The organism is Shinella sp. GW821-FHT11G07, from assembly GCF_058808115.1.
In genome coordinates this window covers 519,728-537,684 of the sequence record NZ_JBXARJ010000003.1, presented here as the reverse complement: position 1 = coordinate 537,684, position 17,957 = coordinate 519,728, and the positions used below count along the sequence as shown (strand labels likewise).

General features: G+C 64.2%; 15 protein-coding genes and 1 pseudogene. 5 read left to right on the top strand and 11 right to left on the bottom strand.

Annotation, left to right across the window (positions count from 1 at the left end):
• Positions 1-166: 166 nt before the first annotated feature.
• Entirely contained in the window at positions 167-871 is a 705-nt protein-coding gene (locus AC1RT2_RS09055; RefSeq protein WP_493101243.1) for a GntR family transcriptional regulator, read from the bottom strand.
• 289 nt (positions 872-1,160) lie between these two features.
• Between AC1RT2_RS09055 and AC1RT2_RS09050 the strand changes: the two genes are divergently transcribed.
• Together AC1RT2_RS09050 and AC1RT2_RS09045 are read left to right on the top strand one after the other, a co-directional pair.
• Positions 1,161-1,805, top strand: a complete 645-nt coding sequence (locus AC1RT2_RS09050; protein WP_493101241.1) for a flavin reductase family protein — start codon at positions 1,161-1,163, stop codon at positions 1,803-1,805.
• Between the two features lie 43 nt (positions 1,806-1,848).
• The gene (locus AC1RT2_RS09045; RefSeq protein ID WP_493101239.1) at positions 1,849-3,351 is read left to right on the top strand and encodes an amidohydrolase family protein; all 1,503 of its coding nucleotides are present in this window, start codon (positions 1,849-1,851) and stop codon (positions 3,349-3,351) included.
• Positions 3,352-3,422: 71 nt separating this feature from the next.
• Here the strand turns inward: AC1RT2_RS09045 and AC1RT2_RS09040 are convergent, their stop codons facing one another.
• Both AC1RT2_RS09040 and AC1RT2_RS09035 read right to left on the bottom strand, forming a co-directional pair.
• On the bottom strand, positions 3,423-4,433 hold the full coding sequence (locus tag AC1RT2_RS09040; RefSeq protein WP_493101237.1) for an amino acid ABC transporter substrate-binding protein: 1,011 nt from the start codon (positions 4,431-4,433) through the stop codon (positions 3,423-3,425).
• Between the two features lie 95 nt (positions 4,434-4,528).
• Positions 4,529-7,579: an aminotransferase class III-fold pyridoxal phosphate-dependent enzyme gene (locus tag AC1RT2_RS09035; protein WP_493101235.1), complete on the bottom strand. Its 3,051-nt coding sequence runs from the start codon at positions 7,577-7,579 to the stop codon at positions 4,529-4,531.
• Positions 7,580-7,705: 126 nt separating this feature from the next.
• On the opposite strand from AC1RT2_RS09035, the gene AC1RT2_RS09030 reads away from it, so the two are divergent.
• Positions 7,706-8,140, top strand: a complete 435-nt coding sequence (locus AC1RT2_RS09030) for an Lrp/AsnC family transcriptional regulator (RefSeq protein WP_069059869.1) — start codon at positions 7,706-7,708, stop codon at positions 8,138-8,140.
• A gap of 109 nt (positions 8,141-8,249) precedes the next feature.
• Positions 8,250-9,206 (top strand): sugar-binding transcriptional regulator, encoded by a 957-nt coding sequence (locus AC1RT2_RS09025; RefSeq protein WP_493101232.1) that lies wholly within the window; start codon positions 8,250-8,252, stop codon positions 9,204-9,206.
• Between the two features lie 8 nt (positions 9,207-9,214).
• On the opposite strand, the gene dhaL is transcribed toward AC1RT2_RS09025, so the two are convergent.
• The 4 genes from dhaL to AC1RT2_RS09005 all read right to left on the bottom strand — a co-directional run bounded on the left by dhaL (position 9,215) and on the right by AC1RT2_RS09005 (position 14,510).
• Positions 9,215-10,981, bottom strand: coding sequence for a dihydroxyacetone kinase subunit DhaL (gene dhaL / locus AC1RT2_RS09020; RefSeq protein WP_493101230.1), 1,767 nt, complete (start codon positions 10,979-10,981; stop codon positions 9,215-9,217).
• Positions 10,982-11,018: 37 nt separating this feature from the next.
• Complete coding sequence (locus AC1RT2_RS09015) at positions 11,019-11,996, bottom strand: ABC transporter permease (protein WP_493101228.1); 978 nt, start codon at positions 11,994-11,996, stop codon at positions 11,019-11,021.
• Positions 11,986-13,485 carry a sugar ABC transporter ATP-binding protein gene (locus AC1RT2_RS09010; protein ID WP_493101226.1) on the bottom strand — a complete coding sequence of 500 codons (1,500 nt, stop codon included), beginning with the start codon at positions 13,483-13,485 and terminating at the stop codon, positions 11,986-11,988. The genes AC1RT2_RS09015 and AC1RT2_RS09010 overlap by 11 nt, the downstream gene beginning before the upstream one ends.
• 77 nt (positions 13,486-13,562) lie before the next feature.
• Positions 13,563-14,510, bottom strand: a complete 948-nt coding sequence (locus AC1RT2_RS09005; protein WP_488718016.1) for a substrate-binding domain-containing protein — start codon at positions 14,508-14,510, stop codon at positions 13,563-13,565.
• Between the two features lie 265 nt (positions 14,511-14,775).
• On the opposite strand from AC1RT2_RS09005, the gene AC1RT2_RS09000 reads away from it, so the two are divergent.
• Entirely contained in the window at positions 14,776-15,396 is a 621-nt protein-coding gene (locus AC1RT2_RS09000; protein WP_493101224.1) for a hypothetical protein, read from the top strand.
• 3 nt (positions 15,397-15,399) lie between these two features.
• Here AC1RT2_RS09000 and argE read toward each other — a convergent pair whose 3' ends face one another.
• The 4 genes and pseudogenes from argE to AC1RT2_RS08980 form a co-directional block, all read right to left on the bottom strand.
• Positions 15,400-16,566, bottom strand: coding sequence for an acetylornithine deacetylase (gene argE, locus AC1RT2_RS08995; RefSeq protein ID WP_493101222.1), 1,167 nt, complete (start codon positions 16,564-16,566; stop codon positions 15,400-15,402).
• Positions 16,567-16,612: 46 nt separating this feature from the next.
• A pseudogene (locus AC1RT2_RS08990) lies at positions 16,613-16,754 on the bottom strand (endonuclease domain-containing protein); the annotation flags it as partial.
• A gap of 23 nt (positions 16,755-16,777) precedes the next feature.
• Positions 16,778-17,455, bottom strand: a complete 678-nt coding sequence (locus AC1RT2_RS08985; protein WP_493101221.1) for a DUF1028 domain-containing protein — start codon at positions 17,453-17,455, stop codon at positions 16,778-16,780.
• A gap of 10 nt (positions 17,456-17,465) precedes the next feature.
• Entirely contained in the window at positions 17,466-17,888 is a 423-nt protein-coding gene (locus AC1RT2_RS08980) for a RidA family protein (RefSeq protein WP_444798660.1), read from the bottom strand.
• Positions 17,889-17,957 lie beyond the last annotated feature (69 nt).

The window sequence follows — 17,957 nt, the reverse complement described above, 5'->3', positions numbered from 1 at the left end:
GGTGGAGCAGCCCGGTAGCTCGTCAGGCTCATAACCTGAAGGCCGCAGGTTCAAATCCTGCCCCCGCAACCAAATCATACACCCATATCAAAACCCCGGTACGCTAACGCGCCCGGGGCTTTTTGCCGTTTTGGGCGGCATTCAGGCGTTGTGTGTTCAATAGAGGCTAGGCAAGGCCCTCGGCCGCGGCATAGGCGGAGAGGACGTCCTTGATGTTGCGATCCTCTTCCTTGGGCAGCAGGGCGCGGGTCGTGATCGAATCGAGGTGGTGAGCCATGAGCTTTACCGCTTTGTCGGTCTTGCCGGCGATCAGGTCGTCGAGGATCTCCTGGTGCTCCGACACCGCGCATTCGGAAGAGTGGGGGCGGCCGTAAAGGGCGAGGATCAGGGAGCTGCGGGCGACGAGTTCGTTCACATAGCGAATGAGGCTGGCATTGTTCGTCATATGGGCGAGCAATGTATGGAATTCGCCGGCCAGACGGATGGAGGTTGCATGCTCCTGCTTGGACGCCTCTTCGGCGGCGATATGGGCGGAAAGCACGTCGATCTGCTCGCGCGTCAGTTTGCCGGAGAGCGTTTCGACAACGAGGCGCTCCAGCGCCATGCGCGTCAGGAAAAGGTTGCGGCCTTCTTCCAGTGTCGGCCGGGCAACCGTCGCGCCCTTGTTGGGGCGCAGATCGACCAATCCTTCTTCGCTCAAGCGCACCAGGGCCTCGCGCACAAGCGTCCGGCTGACGCCGAGACGTTCCCCGATCGAATCCTCTGGCAGCTTTGCGCCGGGTGAAAGAGCCTGGTCGAGAATGGCCCGTTTCAAAGCGCGATGAACGGCCTGCGAGCGGCCGCGGCCAGAATCTCCGACTTTGTTTGCCATTGGGCGAGTCTCCAGAATGATGAATGAGCCGGGAAAATTGCACACAAAGACCGAACCTGTCCACCGGTTCGGCACTGCTGCGCTCGCCATTCGAGAGCCGGGGCATCTCTCTTCGAGCTGTCGCGCAATATTTCCGCTCGCCGAACGGGCAGGCTCTTTACCGGCTAAGAAATGCATGCATACATAGTGTAAATATGTATACAAAAATTGAGTTCTAAAACTTACAGCATTGCATGCCAAAAGCGATGCCCTTCAGGACCCAACGAGCGAAAGCTGGAGAATGATGTCGATGGACAGCCGGACGACCCAAACCGACACGCACGACAGGACTGCCTTCGACTTCACGACGCTGTCGGCGCGTGAGCGCTACAAGCTGATGATCGGCACGATCATTCCGCGCCCGATCGCGCTGGTGACGACGGTCGACGAGCATGGCGGCTTCAATGCAGCTCCGTTCAGCTTCTTCAACTGTCTGTCTGCCGATCCGCCGATCCTTGCCATCGGCGTCGAGAACAATGCCGACATGTCCTTCAAGGATACCGGCCACAACATCCGCATGACAGAGGTGTTTACCGTCAACATCGTCTCCCATGCCATCGCCGAGGCCATGCATGCCTGCGGCACGAAATATCCGCGGGGTGTCGATGAATTGAAGCAGGCCGGCCTCACCGCCATGCCCGGCACGAAGATTGCTGCGCCCTGGATCAAGGAAGCGCCGGCCGCCTTCGAATGCCGGCGGCATATCACCCTGGAACTGGGCAAGTCCCGCCAGATCATCATGGGCGAGATCATCTTTGCGCATTATCAGGAAGGCGCGGTGGATTCGGCCCTGCATGTCGATCCGAACGTCATCGATGCCATTGCGCGCCTTGGTGGCGATACCTGCTCGACAATCCGGGATCGCTTCGAGATGTTGACACCCAAGCTGGCCTGAACGGGCTCGCGAAGACTGGCAGATTTGACTGAGGAATAGACGCATGACGACACTTCCGCCCTCCGGACGCTTCGACGGTCCGGTTCTCCTGACCGCCCGCTGGGTCATCGGCCACCGTGATGGCCGCCACGTGATCTTCGATGATGGCGTCGTGGTTTTCGAAGGGGACAAGGTCGTCTTCGTCGGACACGATTATCCCGGCGAGGTCGCTGAGCGCATCGACTACGGCAATGCGATTATTTCGCCCGGCTTCGTCGATCTCGACTCGCTTTCGGATATCGACACGACCGTGCTCGCCTTCGACAACCAGCCTTCCTGGAAAAAGGGCCGGGTCTGGCCGAAGAGCTACATGGATCGCGGTCCCTATGAGATGTATTCGCAGGAAGAGTTGGCGTTCCAGAAGCGCTATGCCTTCGCCCAGCTCATCCGTAACGGTGTGACGACCTCGCTGCCGATCGCCTCGTTGTTCTATCGCGAATGGGGCGAGACGGTTGCGGAGTTTTCCGCCGCCGCGGATGCCGCACACGATCTCGGCCTGCGCGTCTATCTCGGCCCGGCCTATCGCGCCGGCAACAGCTATGTCGATGAGAACGGTCGTATCGCCTTCCATTTCGACGAGGAGCGCGGGCTTCGCAACTTTGCGGAGTCGCTGGCATTTGCCGAACGGATCGAGAGCCTCGGCTCGCCGACGGTGCGTGCCATGCTGGCGCCTGACCGCATCGAGACCGGCACGCCGGAACTCATGCGCCGGACGGTGGCTGCCGGCCGCGACCTCGATATTCCGATCCGCCTGCATTGCTGCCAATCGGAGCTGGAGTTCGACCGCATCACAAGTGCCTATGGCATGACACCGCTCGAATGGCTGGACTCCATCGGCGCGCTCTCCGATCGCATGCTGCTGCCGCATGGCGAACTCGTCGCCGGCACGCGCAATGTGGATCGCGCCGGCCGCGATCTCGATATCCTGCGCGATGCCGGGGCGACGCTGGTGCATTGCCCGATCGTGTCGGCCCGCCATGCCGGCTTCATGGACAGTTTCAGCAAGTTCCGCGCGATGGGCGTGCGCATCGGTCTCGGCACGGACACCTGGCCCTGTGACTTCATCCAGAATATGCAGGTCGGCGTGCTGCTCTCGCGCGTCATGGACGGCTCGATCGACAGCGTGCGCTCGGAACACTATTTCGACGCCGGCACGCTCGGCGGGGCGGATGCGTTGAAGCGGCCGGATCTCGGCCGCCTGCAGCCCGGCGCGAAGGCCGACATCATCGTCATCGACATGGGCCATGATCGCATCGGCCATGTCATTGATCCGATCCAGACGCTGATGCTGAGCAGCTCGGGCCGCGATGTGCGCACCACCATCATCGACGGTCGCTTCGTCATGGTCGATGGCATAATCCCGGGTTTCGACGCGAAAGCCGAGCAGGAGAGGGCGCAGCGCCAGTTCGACGGCCTCGTCGCGCGTTACCCGGAGCGTACCCACGGCCATCCGCCGGTCGAGGAAATCTTCTCATCGAGCTATCCGCGCTATCGCCGCGGCGCCTGAGCCCCGCCTTAAAAAACAGAAGGCCGCCGCGGAAAAGCATCCGCGGCGGCCTTTTTGGTTTTTGGACTGTCTCAGCGCACCGGCGGTGCGTACATCAGGCCGCCGTCGCTCCACAGCCGGTTGAGGCCGCGGTCGATCTTCAGCGGGCTGTCCTTGCCAAGATGGCGCTCGAAGACTTCGCCATAGTTGCCGACGGCGGAAACCGCGTTATAGGCCCATTTCGGATCCAGGTTCATCGCCTTGCCGGCCTCGCTGTCGATGCCGAGGAAACGCTTCTGTGCGGTGGTGCCGCTTTCGAGAAGTGAGGCGGCGTTTTCCTTGGTGATGCCCATTTCCTCCGCCTCGATCAGCGCGAAGAGCGTCCAGCGCACGACCTTGAACCATTGCTCGTCACCCTGGCGCACGGCCGGGCCGAGTGGTTCCTTGGAGATCACTTCGGGCAGCACGATGAAGCGGTCCGGATCGTTCAGCGTCAGGCGCTGGGCATAGAGCGCCGAGGCGTCGGTGGAATAGACGTCGCAGCGGCCGGTATTGAAGGCCTGGATCGTCTGGTCCGGCTTTTCGAAGGCGATGACCTGGTACTCGATCTTGTTGGCGCTGAAATAGTCGGCCATGTTCTGTTCGGTCGTCGTGCCCGTTTCCGTGCAGACGGAGGCGCCGGAAATGTCCTTGACGCTGGTGACGCCGACCTCTTTGCTGACCATGAAGGCTTGGCCGTCATAATAGTTGACGCCGACGAAGCTCATGCCGAGATCGGTGTCGCGCGACAGCGTCCAGGTGGTCTGGCGCGACAAGAGGTCGACTTCGCCCGATTGCAGCGCCGTGAAGCGGTCCTTCGTGGAAAGCGGCACATAGGCCACCTTGTCGGGATTGCCGATCACGGCCGCGGCAACCGCCCGGCAGAAATCGACGTCGAAGCCACCCCACACACCGTTCTTGTCGGGTACGGAAAAGCCGAGCACGCCCTGGCTGACGCCGCAGCGGACTTCGCCGCGCTCCTTGATGACATCGAGCGTGCCGGCATGGGCGGCCGTGCCGGCAGCGAGCGTGGCTGCGGCCATGGCCAGAATTGCGTTTCTCATGGGGTTCTCCTCCTTGTTGATATTGGGCATGCGTCGTCCCGGCCGGGGGAGCGTGGCCCTCCCGGCTGATCGGTTTGAATGTTGGTGTCTTCCGCCTAGCCGAGCGTTCTTGCGACGTCGGCGAAGGTGTCTTCGAGCACGGCGATCAGATGATCGGCATCTCGTTTCGAAAAGATCATCGGCGGGCGCATCTTCAGCACGTTGTCATGCGGCCCCTCGGTGCCCATCAGCACGCCACGGCGGCGGGCACCGTTGGAGGCGGCACGGGCGAAGTCGGTCGCGGGCGCTTTGGTCCTGCGATCGCTCACCAGCTCGATGCCGAGGAACAGGCCGAGGCCGCGCACGTCGCCGATAACCTCATGGCGCTTCTGCATGTCGCGGAAGGCGTCCATCAGGTGGTTGCCGATCGCCAGCGCATTGCCGCGCAGGTCCTGGCTTTCGATGACGTCGAGCACCGCAAGACCGACGGCGCAGGAAACAGGATTGCCGCCGAACGTGTTGAAATACTCCATGCCGTTGTTGAAGCTGTCGGTCACCTCGCGGGTCGTCACGACGGCGGCCAGCGGATGGCCATCGCCGATCGGCTTGCCCATGGTGACGATGTCCGGCACGACGCCCTGCGTCTCGAAGGCCCACCAATGGCTGCCGACGCGGCCGAAACCGACCTGCACTTCATCGGCGATGCACACACCGCCTGCCTCGCGCACCAGCCGGTAGACCTCCTTGAGATAGCCTTCCGGCAGAAAGACCTGTCCGGCGACGCTCGGGATGGATTCCGCGATGAAGAAGCCCGGCCCTTCGCCCTTCGCCTGCATGATGGCGATCTGCTCGGCGACGCTTTCGGCAAAACGCTTGCCGTGCTCCTCGATCGGCCAGTCCGCAGGCGCGTGGTAGCTATCGGGCACTGCCGCGATATGGACATGCGGCTTCGGACCCTTGCCGCCCTTGCGACGGAACTTGTAGGGGCTGATGTCGATCAGCTCCTGCGTTGTGCCATGATAGGACCAGTCGAGCGTGATGGCGTTTTCACGGCCGGTATGCGCCCGCATCAGGCGCAGCGCCAGGCTGTTGGCCTCCGAGCCGCTGTTGACGAAGCCGGCGACCGTCAGCTCCTTCGGCAGCGTCGCCGTCAGGCGCTCGGCATAGGCGACGATGTTGTCGTGCAGGTAGCGGGTATTGGTGTTGAGCGTTGCGGCCTGCTTCGTCATCGCCTCTACGACGGCCGGGTGGGCGTGGCCGATGTGGCAGACATTGTTGAAGCAGTCGAGATAGGCCCGGCCGCCATCGTCGATCAGCCAGACGCCATCGCCGCGAACGAACTTGATCGGCTTATCGTAGGAGATGGAGAGGTTGGGCAGCAGTAGTTCGCGCCGCATCTTCACGATCTCTTCATGCGAGCGGCCGCTCCGTTCGTAGAACTCCGCGGCAATGCCGGCAAAGGTGCGCGCATCGGGAAAGAGTTCCGCCCAGACATCGAGATAACGCGGCTCGCCGACGCCGAGGATTTCTGTGGCGGAGAGGCTGGTATCGGTCGAGAGCTGGAGATGCAGATGCGGCGCCCAGCCGCCGTTTTCCGCCGGCGCGCCCATCTCGCCGACGAGGGCGCCGGCGTCCAGCTGGTCGCCGGCCTTCAGGCGGCCCATCGCCTCATGGGCGAGGTGGCCCCAGAGCGTCACGAAGGGCGGGCAGCCTTCCGGCTCATGTCGCAGGGCAATCAGGCAGCCGTAGCCGAGCGGATCGGGCTCGACCTCGACACTGACGACGGTTGCGGGCAGCGGCGTGAACACTTTGGTCCCGGCCGCCATGAAGAGATCGAAGCCGAGATGGTGGGTGCGGCGCGCGCCCTCGATGAAGCGCGAGACGAACATCTCGCCCGCATAGACGGTGCGCGCCTCGCCGAAGGGGCCGATCCCGAGTTCGACGCCGGTTTCCGCGCAATAGGTCTCCCAGATCGCCTGCGCCTCATCCGGCTGCTCGGCAGCCGATTTGACGGTCATCGGATGGGTGGGGTCACCGTAGGGCACAAGTGCTGCCGGATAGGTCGCGGCCGGCCGTTCCAGAAGGGGGGCTAGCGACTTGCGGTTTCTGGCAATCCAGTCCGTGACGGCGCGGGCGCCGGGTGCCGCCTCGAAGCCGCAGGCCTTGCGCAGGATGGCGGTGGCAAAACGCGGGTTCATCCGGTCGAGCTTGCGCAGCAGCGTCCAGGCCGGCCGCTCGCTGATGGCGAGATAGGGGTTGTCTTCCGTATGGCTGCGGCGCGAAGCGGAGATCGTCACGGAGGTGACGAGACGCAGGGCGATGAGGTCGTAGAGGAGGTCGATTTCCTCTTCCAGTAGCGGATATTCGGTATGGAAACCGCGGGCGATGGCGGCCGCGGCACCGATCGGATCGGCATGGTCGAGGCCGGCATAGGCGCTCGCGATGGCGACTTCGGCGATCAGCGGCGCATGCAGCGCATCGCCGAAATCGATGAGGCCGGAGATGCGGTCCTGATCGGCCGGATCGACCAGCACGTTCCAGTCGTTCGCATCGTTGTGAATGACCGCGGCGCGCAAGGTCGCCAGACGCGGCGCAAGCTTGGTGAAGCGCGCAAGAAAACGTTCGAGCAGCGCGCGGTCTTCCGCTGACGAGACATGATGCAGCCGCTCCGCCGAACGGGCGGCCTTGCGGATATCCCAGTCGAGATCGCGAAGCGCGCCGGGATGCATGAAGCCCTTCAGCGCGGCATCGAAACGGCCCAGCATGCGGCCGAGGGATTCGAGTGCGGCATCGCTACGCTCCGTCTCGGCCAGCGGCTGGCCATCGACCCAGCTGACCAGCCGGATGCGGTGGCTGACGCCGTTCGCACTGGTGATACGGGCAAGGCTGGCACCCGTCACCGTCGGCCGGATATGCGGTACCGGCAGATCGCCGGCATGCGTATCGACATGGGCGAGCAGGGCCGTCTGGAAATCGCTCTCCACCGCGGGCTCGGCGGCGTTGACGATCTTCAGGATGAAGGTCCCGTCCGGCGTTTCCACTTTGAAATTCTGGTCGCGCTCGCTGGCAAGCGGCGAGAGCGTGCCGTTGAGCCCATAATGCTCGGCAAGCAGTGCGGCTGCGGCCTCGAGGGAAACGTCCGGTGTCGTCTTCAACATGTCGTTCATGGCAGTCCTCTTCGTGATGCAAAGAGTTGCATGGACGCGGACCGGGCGCATCCGGCATTATGCCGGTTGTGCCGGCACTCTGTTTATAATAACCGTCATCTTGTCGGCGCTATTGCAGGAGGGGCCATGCAGGACACGGACGCCATCGACCGCACCATCCTCAGCATCCTGACCAAGGAAGCGCGCATCCCGATGAAGTCGCTTGCCGGCCGCATCGGGCTCTCCCGAAGTGCCACGACCGAGCGCGTCAGCCGGCTGGAAAAGGCCGGCATCATCCGCGGCTATCGGGCGGATATCGGCCAGCTCGACGACGGACAGATCCAGGCCTTCCTGCTCGTCACCCTGAAGCGTACGCCTTCGATCGGCGTGCTCGATCGGCTTGCGGGCTTTTCCGCCGTGCGCAAGGTGTCTTCCGTCAGCGGCCAGCTCGATCTGGTGGTGGAGGTCGAGGTCGGCTCGATCAACGCGCTGAACGAGATGCGCAACGAAGTGGCGACCATGGACAATGTCGAGGACCTCACGACCTCCATCGTGCTGCGCCGGGATATCGAGCGCAGTTGAACCCGGCTGTGGAATCCGCTTGATCGATCAAGGCTTTCGGCCGCGGGTGGTTGCCCATGCCACCTCAAGTGACGTATCGAAAAACAAACATAAGGGGATACCGCGCCGCATGAGCGAAGATTGGGGACATTTCGACGAGGACCTGGAGCGCGCCCGCGTCGCATGGCTCTATTTCATCGGCGGCCAGACCCAGCAGGAAATCGCCCAGCGCATGAACATCACGCGGCTGAAGGTCAACAAGATCATCGGCCAGGTGCGGGAATCCGGCAGCGTGCAGGTCAATGTCAGCCTGCCGCTCGCCGACTGCATCGAACTCGCCGAAAAGGTTTCCGCTCGTTACGGTCTGGTCGACGCAGTCGTGGTTCCGGACTTGGATGATTATCTCGAGCAGAAGCGGGTGATTGGCGAGGCGGCCGGCTCGCTTGCCAGCGACCTGATCGAAGGCCGCGATATGGGCGTCGGCATCGGCTCGGGGCGAACCCTGAGCTTTGCCGTGCGCAGCCTTCGTGCCCGGCCGAAATCGGAAAGCTGGGTCGTGGGGTTGACCGGCGGCGTCACCAGCGGCTCGGCCACCAACACATTCGAGGTGGCAACCGCCTTTGCGCGCGCGCTCGGCGTCGAATGTCACTATCTGACGGCGCCGATCTACTGTGCCAATCCCGAAAGCCGCAATGCGCTGCTGCTCAACGACGAGCTGACGGACGTGCTGGCGCGCACCGAGATTGCTGATATCGGCATCGTTTCCTGTGGCGCGCTGGCGCAGGATACGTCGCTGACGCAGATCCGCGTGGTGAAGGACAATCTCGACACGGTGCTGAAGCGCGGCGCGGTCGGCGAATTCATGGGGTGGTTTCTCGATGCGCGTGGCCAGGCGATCGACCATTTCCTCAACGACTCGATCATCGCGCTGCCGCCGGACAAGCTGAAGCTGAAACCGATTTCCGTGCTGGTTTCCGGCGGTATTCGCAAAATTCCGATCATCCGGGCGATCCTGCGCGCCGGCTACGTCAACCGGCTCGTCACCAATGAAGGTGTGGCGCGGGCCCTGCTGCAAGGCCCGCGCTGAACATTCAATCAGGCAAGCGCCTTCTGAAGTGCGGCCGCCATGGCACGCAGCGTCACGAAGGTCGAGGCTGCACCGGGGTCGATATGGCCGACGGAGCGTTCGCCGAGTTTGGCGGAACGGCCACGGCGTGATTCCAGCGCCGCCGTCGCCTTCATGCCCGCCTCGCCGCCATCGCGCGCGGCAACCAGCACGTTGAGCGCGGAGCCACCGTCCTTCGCCACCTTTTGGCCGGCTTCGACTGCCGGCACCCAGGCGTCGATCATCGTCTTGTCGCCGGGGTCGGCGCGGCCGCGATCGCGAATGCCCTGGCAGGCGGCACTCAGCCATTCGGCCATGCCCGCGCCATCGAGGTTGAGGCGGTGGCTGACGGCCGTGCCGGCGCGCAGGAACGCGGTGGCGTAGAGCGGACCTGAGGAGGCGCCGACCGCATCGAGGAAGGCCTTGGCCATGCGCTTGCAGATGCCCTCGATCGTCTCGTCGTCCTGGCTGTCTTCCAGCGCGCTCTGCACGGCCTTCCAGCCGATCTCCATCGTCACGCCATGGTCGCCGTCGCCGATCACGCCGTCGAGTTCGGACAGCCAGTTCTTCTCCGCGATAATCTCGTTGCCCACGGCATGCATCATCGTCTTGAAGATCGCCGGCGTGACGTCGCCTTCGGTCAGCAGTTCGCGCGGCTTTTCCTGCGCGGCTGCCGTGCTCTCGGCAACCTTGACGGACTTGCGGCTGCGCGCCGCAATGCCGTCGGTCTTCTCGAAGGCGCCAACGACGAGGGCCGGTGTGCGGCAGGGATGGTCAAGAAGCGCCTGCAACGTGTCGTCGAGCTTCATCAGCGTGACGGAGGCGCCGGCCATTTCCAGCGAGGTGGCATATTCGCCGACCCAGGAGGCATGGATTTCGATATCAAGCGCATCGAGCCGCTGCTTGACGCGGCGGAAGATGAGGTAAAGCTCGATCTGCGACGTGGCGCCGAGACCGTTGACGAGAACGGCAACGCGCTCGCCAGCCTTCAGGCCAAGCTCCCTGATGACAGCATCGACCAGCTCGTCGGTCACCTCGTCCACCGGCGCAAGCTTCTGGCGGCGGATGCCGGGTTCGCCATGGATGCCCATGCCGATTTCCATCTCGTCGTCGCCGATGGTGAAGTTCGGCTTGCCGGTCTGCGGCAGCGAGCAGGGGCTGAGCGCCACGCCCATCGAGCGGGTCGCCTCGTTTGCTGCCTGCGCCAAGGCTTCGACACGCGCCAGCGGCTCGCCGAGATCGGCGGCAGCACCGGCGACCTTGAAGACGAAGAAGTCGCCGGCAATGCCGCGCCGTTCGGATTTGCGCTCGATCGGGGCAGAGGCGACATCGTCGGCAACCGCCACATGACGTACAGCGATGCCGGCCTGTTCCAGCTCTTCCGCGGCCATGGTGAAGTTCAAGACGTCGCCGGTATAGTTGCCGTAGAGCATGACAACACCGACGCCGCCATCGACGGCGCGGGCCGCTTCGACGATGTGCGACGGGGAGGGAGAGGCGAAGACGTTGCCGACGGCGGCGGCATCGGCCAGGCCGCGTCCAACATAGCCGGCAAAGGCCGGCTCATGGCCGGAGCCGCCACCGACGACGATACCCACCTTGCCGTCACGCGGACCATCGACGGCGACGACGGCCCGTCCGGTAGACCCTTCCACGCGCAGCATGTCCGGATGCGCGCCGACCATGCCTTCGATCAGTTCCGCGATGATGTTTTCCGGCGCGTTGATCAGCTTCTTGGTTTTGACTTCCTGGTTCATTCTCTTGTCTTTCGTCAGATCGATGCGGCGGCTTGTATCAAGCGTCACGGCGCAGATAACGGCGGGAAATGGCGTCGAAGGAAATGGCGAGCACGACAATCGCACCCGAGACGATGCCCTGCCAATAGGGCGAGACGCCGAAGAGCACGATGATGTTTTCGATGATGGCGATGATGCCGGCACCGAAGATCGCCCCGATCGGGCTGCCGATGCCGCCCGTCGTGGCGACCCCGCCGATGACGGAGGCGGCGATCGGCGCCAGAACCCAGGTCTCGCCGATCGACGGCTGGGCGGTGCCGAGGCGCGCGACCATCAGCACGCCGGCCAGTCCGGCAATCGCGCCGGCCACGCCGAACACCAGAAGGCGAATCTTGTCGACCTTGATGCCGAGCATGCGCGCACCGGCCTGGTTGTTGCCGATCGCGTACATGTATCGGCCGAACGGCGTCTTCAGCATGACGAAGGTCGCGAAGGCCAGCGCTACGAGCATGATGAGGAAGGGAACAGGCACGCCAAGCAGGTCGCCGCGGCCGAGATAGTGCACATCGCGCGGGATGCCCGTGATCGCGACGCCGCGTGTCAGCACCAGGTTCGCGCCACCAAAGATGCCGGCGGTGCCGATGGTGAGCACCAGCGAATGCAGCCGGAGTACGGTTACCAGCAGGCCGTTGAGTAGGCCGAGGCAGCCACCGAGCAGGATCGCCAGAAGCATGGCCGAATAGGGTTCGAAGCCGAGCCGCACCATCAGGATGCCGGAGATGACGCCGCACAGGCCACCGATCACGCCGAGTGACAGGTCGAGTTCGCCGAGCACCATCAGCATGGACTGCGCAATGGTGATCAGGCCGACAAAGGCCAGCCCGCGAGCGATGACCGACAGGTTGTAGGGCGTGAGGAAGTAGGGAGAGATCAGCGCGGACAGCGTGAAGATGACCGCGAGGGCGACGAAGACGCCGGCAAGCGGGCTGCGCGCCAGATGCGCGACGGCGCTGGTTTGCGTGGAACTAGTTTGCATGGGCTTTCGCCTCCGTGCCGAAGATGGCGCCTACGAGGGTTTCATTGCTGGTGTTCGTGGTGTCGAACTCGCCGGTGATGCGGCCATGGTGCATGGTCACGATGCGGCTTGCGCATTTCTTGAGTTCGTCGAGTTCCGAGGAGACGAGGATGACGCCGACGCCCTCCTCGGCGAGACCCTTCATGATCTTGTAGATCTCGGTCTTGGTGCGGATGTCGATGCCCTTGGTGGGTTCGTCGAAGATCAGCACGCGCGGCCGGGTCGCCATCGCCCGGCCGATGATGGCCTTCTGCTGGTTGCCGCCGGAGAGCTGCGAGATGCGCTTGCCCATGCCGGAGGTGCGGATGCCGTAGTCGTCGATGATCTTCTGCACCGCCTCGCGCTCTCGGCCGCTGCTGATGCCGAACGAGCCCTTGGTGAGCGACAGGATGGAAATGCCGATGTTTTCGCGCAGCGACAGCAGCGGGAAGATGCCGTGGTGCTTGCGCTCCTCCGAGAGATAGAGCATCCCGCCGTCGACGGAGGCGGATGTGTCGTTCAAGGTCCAGGGCTTGCCATCGACCGTCACGGCACCGGCCTTGGCTTTCAGGAAGCCGAAGACCGTCTGCATGACCTCTGAGCGCCCGGCGCCGACGAGCCCGGCAAAACCGAGGATCTCGCCACGGCGCAGGGTAAAGCTGACATCGTGGAAACGAGCGCCGGAAAGCCCGCGCACATCCATGATCGTGTCGGTAACAGGCCCCTGCGGGCGAAAATGCTCGTCGAAGGCGAGGTCCCGGCCTGACATGGCGCGGATCAGGTCGGCTTCGCCGATGTCGGCAATCCGGCCGCTTTCGACTTTCTCGCCGTTGCGCAGCACCGTGTAGTCGTCGCCGATCGCAAAGACCTCGTCCATCTTGTGGCTAATGAAGACGATGGCGTGGTCGCGGTCGAGCAGGCCGCGGATGACCTTGAAGACCCGGTCGACTTCGACGCGCGTCAGCGATGACGTCGGTTCATCGAGGATGAGGACCTTCATATCGGCATTGGTGCAGGCGCGGGCGATCTGCAGCAACTGCTGGTCGGAAACCGAGATGTTGGCGACCAGCGCGCGCGGATCGGCCTCGATGCCGAAGCGTTCGAGATAGGTGCGGGCCTCCTCGACGAGCGCACCGCGATTGACGAGAAGCCCGCCATGCCCCGTCCGTTCGAACGGCATGAAGAGGTTTTCCGCAACGCTCATCTGCGGGAAGAGGTTGAGCTCCTGCGGCACATAGGCGACGTTCTTGTAGAGGCTCGCATCGTCGGCCGGGTCATGCCCGTCGATCAGCACCTGGCCGCGCGACGGACGGTCGGTGCCGGTGAGGATCTTGACGAGGGTGGATTTGCCGGCACCGTTCTCGCCGGCGAAAATGTGCGTGCGGCCGAGTTCGATCGACAGATCGACCCCGTCGAGGGCGGTCACGCCGGGAAAGTCCCGGCCAAGGCCGCGGGTTTCGAGATAAGCCATGGGATACCTGCGCGCAGGATGAAGACAGAAGAGGCGCGGGAAAACCCGCGCCTCGCGGCAATCCGGTTTCTGCCGGATCAGCCGCCGACATTTTCCTTGGTGAGGAAGGCGTTGCCGGTGTCGAGGTAACCCGGCACCTTGGCGCCCGTTGCCTGCGCCCAGAGCAGCATGACCGACCAGTAGCCCTGCAGTTCCGGCTGCGAGGCCGACGAGCTGTCGGCGACGCCATCGCGGATCATGTCGAGCATTTCCGGCAGGTTGTCGAGACCGACGAGGGTGACCTTGCCCTGCTTGCCGGCTTCGACGATCGCCTGGCCGATGCCGATCGGGCCTGCCGCGTCGGACGCGACCCAGCCCTTGAGGTTCGGGTTCGCCTGCATGATGGCGGCCGCCTGCTGCTGCGCCGTCTCGATGCTGTCATTGTCGATACCTTCGGCAACGACCTTGATGCCCTTGTGTTCGGCAAAGACCTGGCGGTGGCATTCGGCGCGGATCGAGTGGTTCGGCGCGGTCGGCACGCCCTGCATGATGGCGACTTCGCCCTCACCACCGAGAACCTCGACGAGGCGGCGGGCCGCGATCTTCGCCTGCTCGCAGAAGTCGGAGCCGATATAGGGGATCGCCATGCCTTCCGGCGGGATCGAATCGAAGATCACCAGCGGAATCTTCTGGTTCTGCGCTTCTTCGAGCGACGCGCGGTTGCCCGAGGGGTCGAGCAGGTCGAGCGCGAGGCCGTCGGGCTGGGTCGCGAGCGCGCTGTCGATGATCTGGTTCTGCTGGACGACGTCGGCGGACTGCGGTGCCGAATAGATGACTTCGACGCTCGAGCCGGTCTGCGCCTTGATCGCGGCGGCTGCCGCCTGTGCGCCTTCGTTCACCTTGTCGAACCACGGATGCACGACCTTCGGCACGACGACGAAGCGATAGCTGTCCTTCTTGGTGGTTCCGGCGGCGTCCTGCGCCGAGGCGACGACGGGCAGGGCGAATGCGGCGGCGCACGCCAGCAGCATGGCAAGTTTCTTCATGATGACCTCCCTTGGAGCAGGCGAAATTTCCTCCCGCCTGAATGATGGAACGAGGGCTCTGCATGGGGGCTTGCTCCCAAAACCCAAAGCCCGCATGCGGATTGATACAGATGTATTTTCATTTTTACAACAGTAAAATCTGGCTGACTATTCCCCGACGGCGCGTCATGCACGATGATGGCCTTGCATCGCGTTGCCGGTTGTCGGGCTCCTATGAGCGGGAAGCGTCATCGGGTGCTGGAAACCGCTGTCACGGGGAATGCCCATGCCGCTTCAGAACCGCGTCACGCCTTTCGGTGAGATCGTCGCAATTGCACAACGCGGCCTGTTCACCGGCAATCGCGGCATCCTCCACGATCCGGCTACGAAAACCCTCCTCACGAAGCGCTGGTCGAGCAAGGCCTGGCTGGTCTGCACCTGTGACTACAGGGGCCGCCGCCGGGACGTCATGGCCGAGCGAAGCTGGACGGAACTGTTCTTTCTCGATGAAGCGGTGGCCTTCGCGGCCGGCCATCGGCCCTGCTTCTTCTGCCGGCGCGAGGCGGCAGAAGAGTTTCGCGCATGCTGGGTGGCCGCGAAAGGCGGGGAAAAGCCTTCGGCGCCGGACATCGATAAGGTCCTGCACGGGGAGCGGCTGGATCGGCGCAGAAAGCGCATCAATGCGCTGCCGGGGACACTATCGTCCCTTCCGGACGGCGCGGTGGTGGTCGCAGACGGCGCGGCTTTCACGCTCCACGCCGGCCGTGCCTTCCGCTGGACCAATGAGGGCTATGCCCCGCCGCGATCGCTCCAAGACGCCGACGGACTGCTGACGCCACCCTCGACGCTGGCGGTGCTCAGGGCGGGGTACCGTCCGGTGTTCCACCCATCGATCCTGTCCGGCTGACGATCAGGCGACGCCAGCCTCCAGCAGGTCGACCAGCCGCGCTAGCATCGCGTCGCATCGGGTAAGCTGCTCGGCGCTGACGAACTCGTCCGGCTTGTGGCCCTGCTCCATGAAGCCGGGGCCGCAGACGGCGGTTGAAATGCCGAGGATCTCGTTGAACAGCCCGCCCTCGGTGCCGAAGGCGACCTTCAGCGTCGGATCGTCATGATCGAGAATGTGCCGCAGCAGGCGTACCACAGGCGCGTCCGGTTCGGCATTCAGGCCCGGATAGCCGGAGACCTGCTCGATCTCGATGCAGGCCATGGGGAAGCGGTTGCGGAAGGGCGCGGCGATCGCCTCGGCATCGGCCGCAATGCCGGCGAGGATGTCCTGCGGGTCGTCTTCGGCAATGTTGCGGATCTCGAAGTCGATTTCGCAGCGGTTCGGCACGATGTTGAGCGCGGTGCCGCCGCGCATCACGCCGGCATGGATGGTGGAATAGGGGATATCGTAGTCGGCATCGCGCGCGCCCTTGACGGACAGATCCTCCTGCCGCGCCCGAAGCGCGGTGATGAAGCTGGCGCCGAGATGCAGCGCGTTCAGCGCATTGGGCGCGAGCGCCGAGTGCCCCTCCTGTCCATGACAGCAGGCGCGCAGCGCCAGCTTGCCCTTGTGGCCCGTGGCAATCCGCATGCCCGTCGGCTCGCCGACGATGCACAGCGCCGGCCGCTCCGCCCGCCCTGCCAGCGCATCGATCAGGCCGCGCACCCCGACGCAGCCGATCTCCTCGTCATAGGATAGCGCCAGGTGCAGCGGCGTCTTGAGCGGCCGGGAAGAGGCGATAAGCATTGCCCGCACCGCCGCCGCGACGAAGCCCTTCATGTCGGCCGCGCCGCGCCCGTAGAATCGGCCGTTCTGTTCGACAAGCGTGAACGGACCGGCGCTCCAGTCCTGCCCTTCGACGGGCACCACATCCGTATGCCCCGAAAGCACTACGCCGCCCGGTCCATCCGGCCCGATGGTCGCCCACAGATTGGCGCGACTTCCATCCGGATGGGAGAACCGCTCGATCCGCGTGCCGGAGGGACGGAGCAGACCCTCGACATAATCCAGCAGCGCGAGGTTCGACGTCCGCGAGACTGTCGGCTCGGCGATGAGGCGGGCAAGGATGTCCGGGGTCGAAGGGATCATGCGTGTGCTCTCACAGAGATACGATAGCAGTCGGACGGCGTGCCGCAGCCCCCTCATCCGCCTGCCGGCACCTTCTCCCCACGGGGGAGAAGGGGATCAACCGCAGCGTCTCGTTTCCCTTCTCCCCAGCGGGCAGAAGGTGGCCCGAATGGGCCGGATGAGGGGGCAGGCGGCAGGTTGTTGCGCAAATGGATTGGGCGCGGCCTGCGGCTCAAAGATCACCCGGCACGCCGTAGCTCGGCGCCGCGGTTGGGTTGAGCGCGCGGGTGACATAGGCATCCATCTCCGTGCGCCAGCGCGCCCAGAGGGCAGCACATTCCTCGATCGGGTCGCCGTCCGTCCAGTCGATGCGCAGGTCCGCGACGTTCCAGGAGACCTTGTCGACCATGACGAGGCCCATCGAATGCACCGGGCCCTCTTCGCCGCCCGCCGCAAGCGCCGCGCGCATCGCGCCGATCAGCCGGTCGCCGAGGTGTTTTCCCTGTGATGCCTCGAAGGCTTCGACCATCTTTTGCGGAATGTCCGTCGTCGTCAGCATGTTGCCCGCCGCAACGACGTTGTCGCCGCGCGCCGTGGCATGGGTGCCGAGCGTTTTTGCGCCGGAGTAAGCGGCAGTCCGTCCCGCGGCATCGATGAGCGCGAGCTGGCGGTATTCGATATAGGGTGCTTCCGCGATCAGCCGTTCGAGCGCTGCTTCCGCCGAAAGACCGGTCGCCATCAGGTCGAGACCCTTGGGGCCGAGCCGGGGATCGGTGATGTTCTGCGTCGAGACCGCGCCGACGCCGGCGCGTACATGGGCGCAGCGCGCCGCAACACTCGGCGAGGAGGAGGAGACGGCGATACCGAACATGCCGGTCTCGGCGCAGCGGCCGGAGACGGAAAAGGTCATGGCGTCGTCCTCACGCTTCGTCTGGAATGACGGCGGTCGCTTCGATCTCGACCAGCCATTCCGGCCGGGCAAGGGCGGAAACGACGAGGCCCGTCGAGACGGGGAACACGCCCTGGAGGTATTTGCCCATCTCCATATAGACCGCCTCGCGGTAACGGATGTCGATCAGGTAGACGACAACGCGGCAGATATGGCTGAGATCGGAGCCCGCCTCTTCCAGCAGCATCTTGATGTTTTCCATGGCCTTGCGGGCTTGCGCGCCGGCATCGCCGATATGCAGGCTTTCACGCGTATCGAGATCCTGCGAAATCTGCCCACGCACGAAAACCGTCGCCCCCCGCGCCACCACCGCCTGGCAGAGGTCGTTGTTGAGCTTCTGCTCCGGATAGGTTTCCTTGGTGTTGAACGGACGGATGCGGGTGTGCACGGGCATGGATGTCTCCTTGATGGCTGAGGCTGTCAACGCGCCGCGGGAGCTTGATACCCGCGGCGCGTAATCGGG

Bases quoted from the DNA above. Each gene is read 5' to 3' on its own strand.
- AC1RT2_RS08985 (WP_493101221.1), bottom strand. From the start codon at position 17,455: ATGACCTTTTCCGTCTCCGGCCGCTGCGCCGAGACCGGCATGTTCGGT.
- AC1RT2_RS09030 (WP_069059869.1), top strand. From the start codon at position 7,706: ATGCAGGACACGGACGCCATCGACCGCACCATCCTCAGCATCCTGACC.
- AC1RT2_RS09005 (WP_488718016.1), bottom strand. From the start codon at position 14,510: ATGAAGAAACTTGCCATGCTGCTGGCGTGCGCCGCCGCATTCGCCCTG.
- AC1RT2_RS09040 (WP_493101237.1), bottom strand. From the start codon at position 4,433: ATGAGAAACGCAATTCTGGCCATGGCCGCAGCCACGCTCGCTGCCGGC.
- AC1RT2_RS09045 (WP_493101239.1), top strand. From the start codon at position 1,849: ATGACGACACTTCCGCCCTCCGGACGCTTCGACGGTCCGGTTCTCCTG.
- AC1RT2_RS09015 (WP_493101228.1), bottom strand. From the start codon at position 11,996: ATGCAAACTAGTTCCACGCAAACCAGCGCCGTCGCGCATCTGGCGCGC.
- dhaL (WP_493101230.1), bottom strand. From the start codon at position 10,981: ATGAACCAGGAAGTCAAAACCAAGAAGCTGATCAACGCGCCGGAAAAC.
- AC1RT2_RS09035 (WP_493101235.1), bottom strand. From the start codon at position 7,579: ATGAACGACATGTTGAAGACGACACCGGACGTTTCCCTCGAGGCCGCA.
- AC1RT2_RS08980 (WP_444798660.1), bottom strand. From the start codon at position 17,888: ATGCCCGTGCACACCCGCATCCGTCCGTTCAACACCAAGGAAACCTAT.
- AC1RT2_RS09055 (WP_493101243.1), bottom strand. From the start codon at position 871: ATGGCAAACAAAGTCGGAGATTCTGGCCGCGGCCGCTCGCAGGCCGTT.
- AC1RT2_RS09010 (WP_493101226.1), bottom strand. From the start codon at position 13,485: ATGGCTTATCTCGAAACCCGCGGCCTTGGCCGGGACTTTCCCGGCGTG.
- AC1RT2_RS09050 (WP_493101241.1), top strand. From the start codon at position 1,161: ATGGACAGCCGGACGACCCAAACCGACACGCACGACAGGACTGCCTTC.
- AC1RT2_RS09025 (WP_493101232.1), top strand. From the start codon at position 8,250: ATGAGCGAAGATTGGGGACATTTCGACGAGGACCTGGAGCGCGCCCGC.
- AC1RT2_RS09000 (WP_493101224.1), top strand. From the start codon at position 14,776: ATGCCGCTTCAGAACCGCGTCACGCCTTTCGGTGAGATCGTCGCAATT.
- argE (WP_493101222.1), bottom strand. From the start codon at position 16,566: ATGATCCCTTCGACCCCGGACATCCTTGCCCGCCTCATCGCCGAGCCG.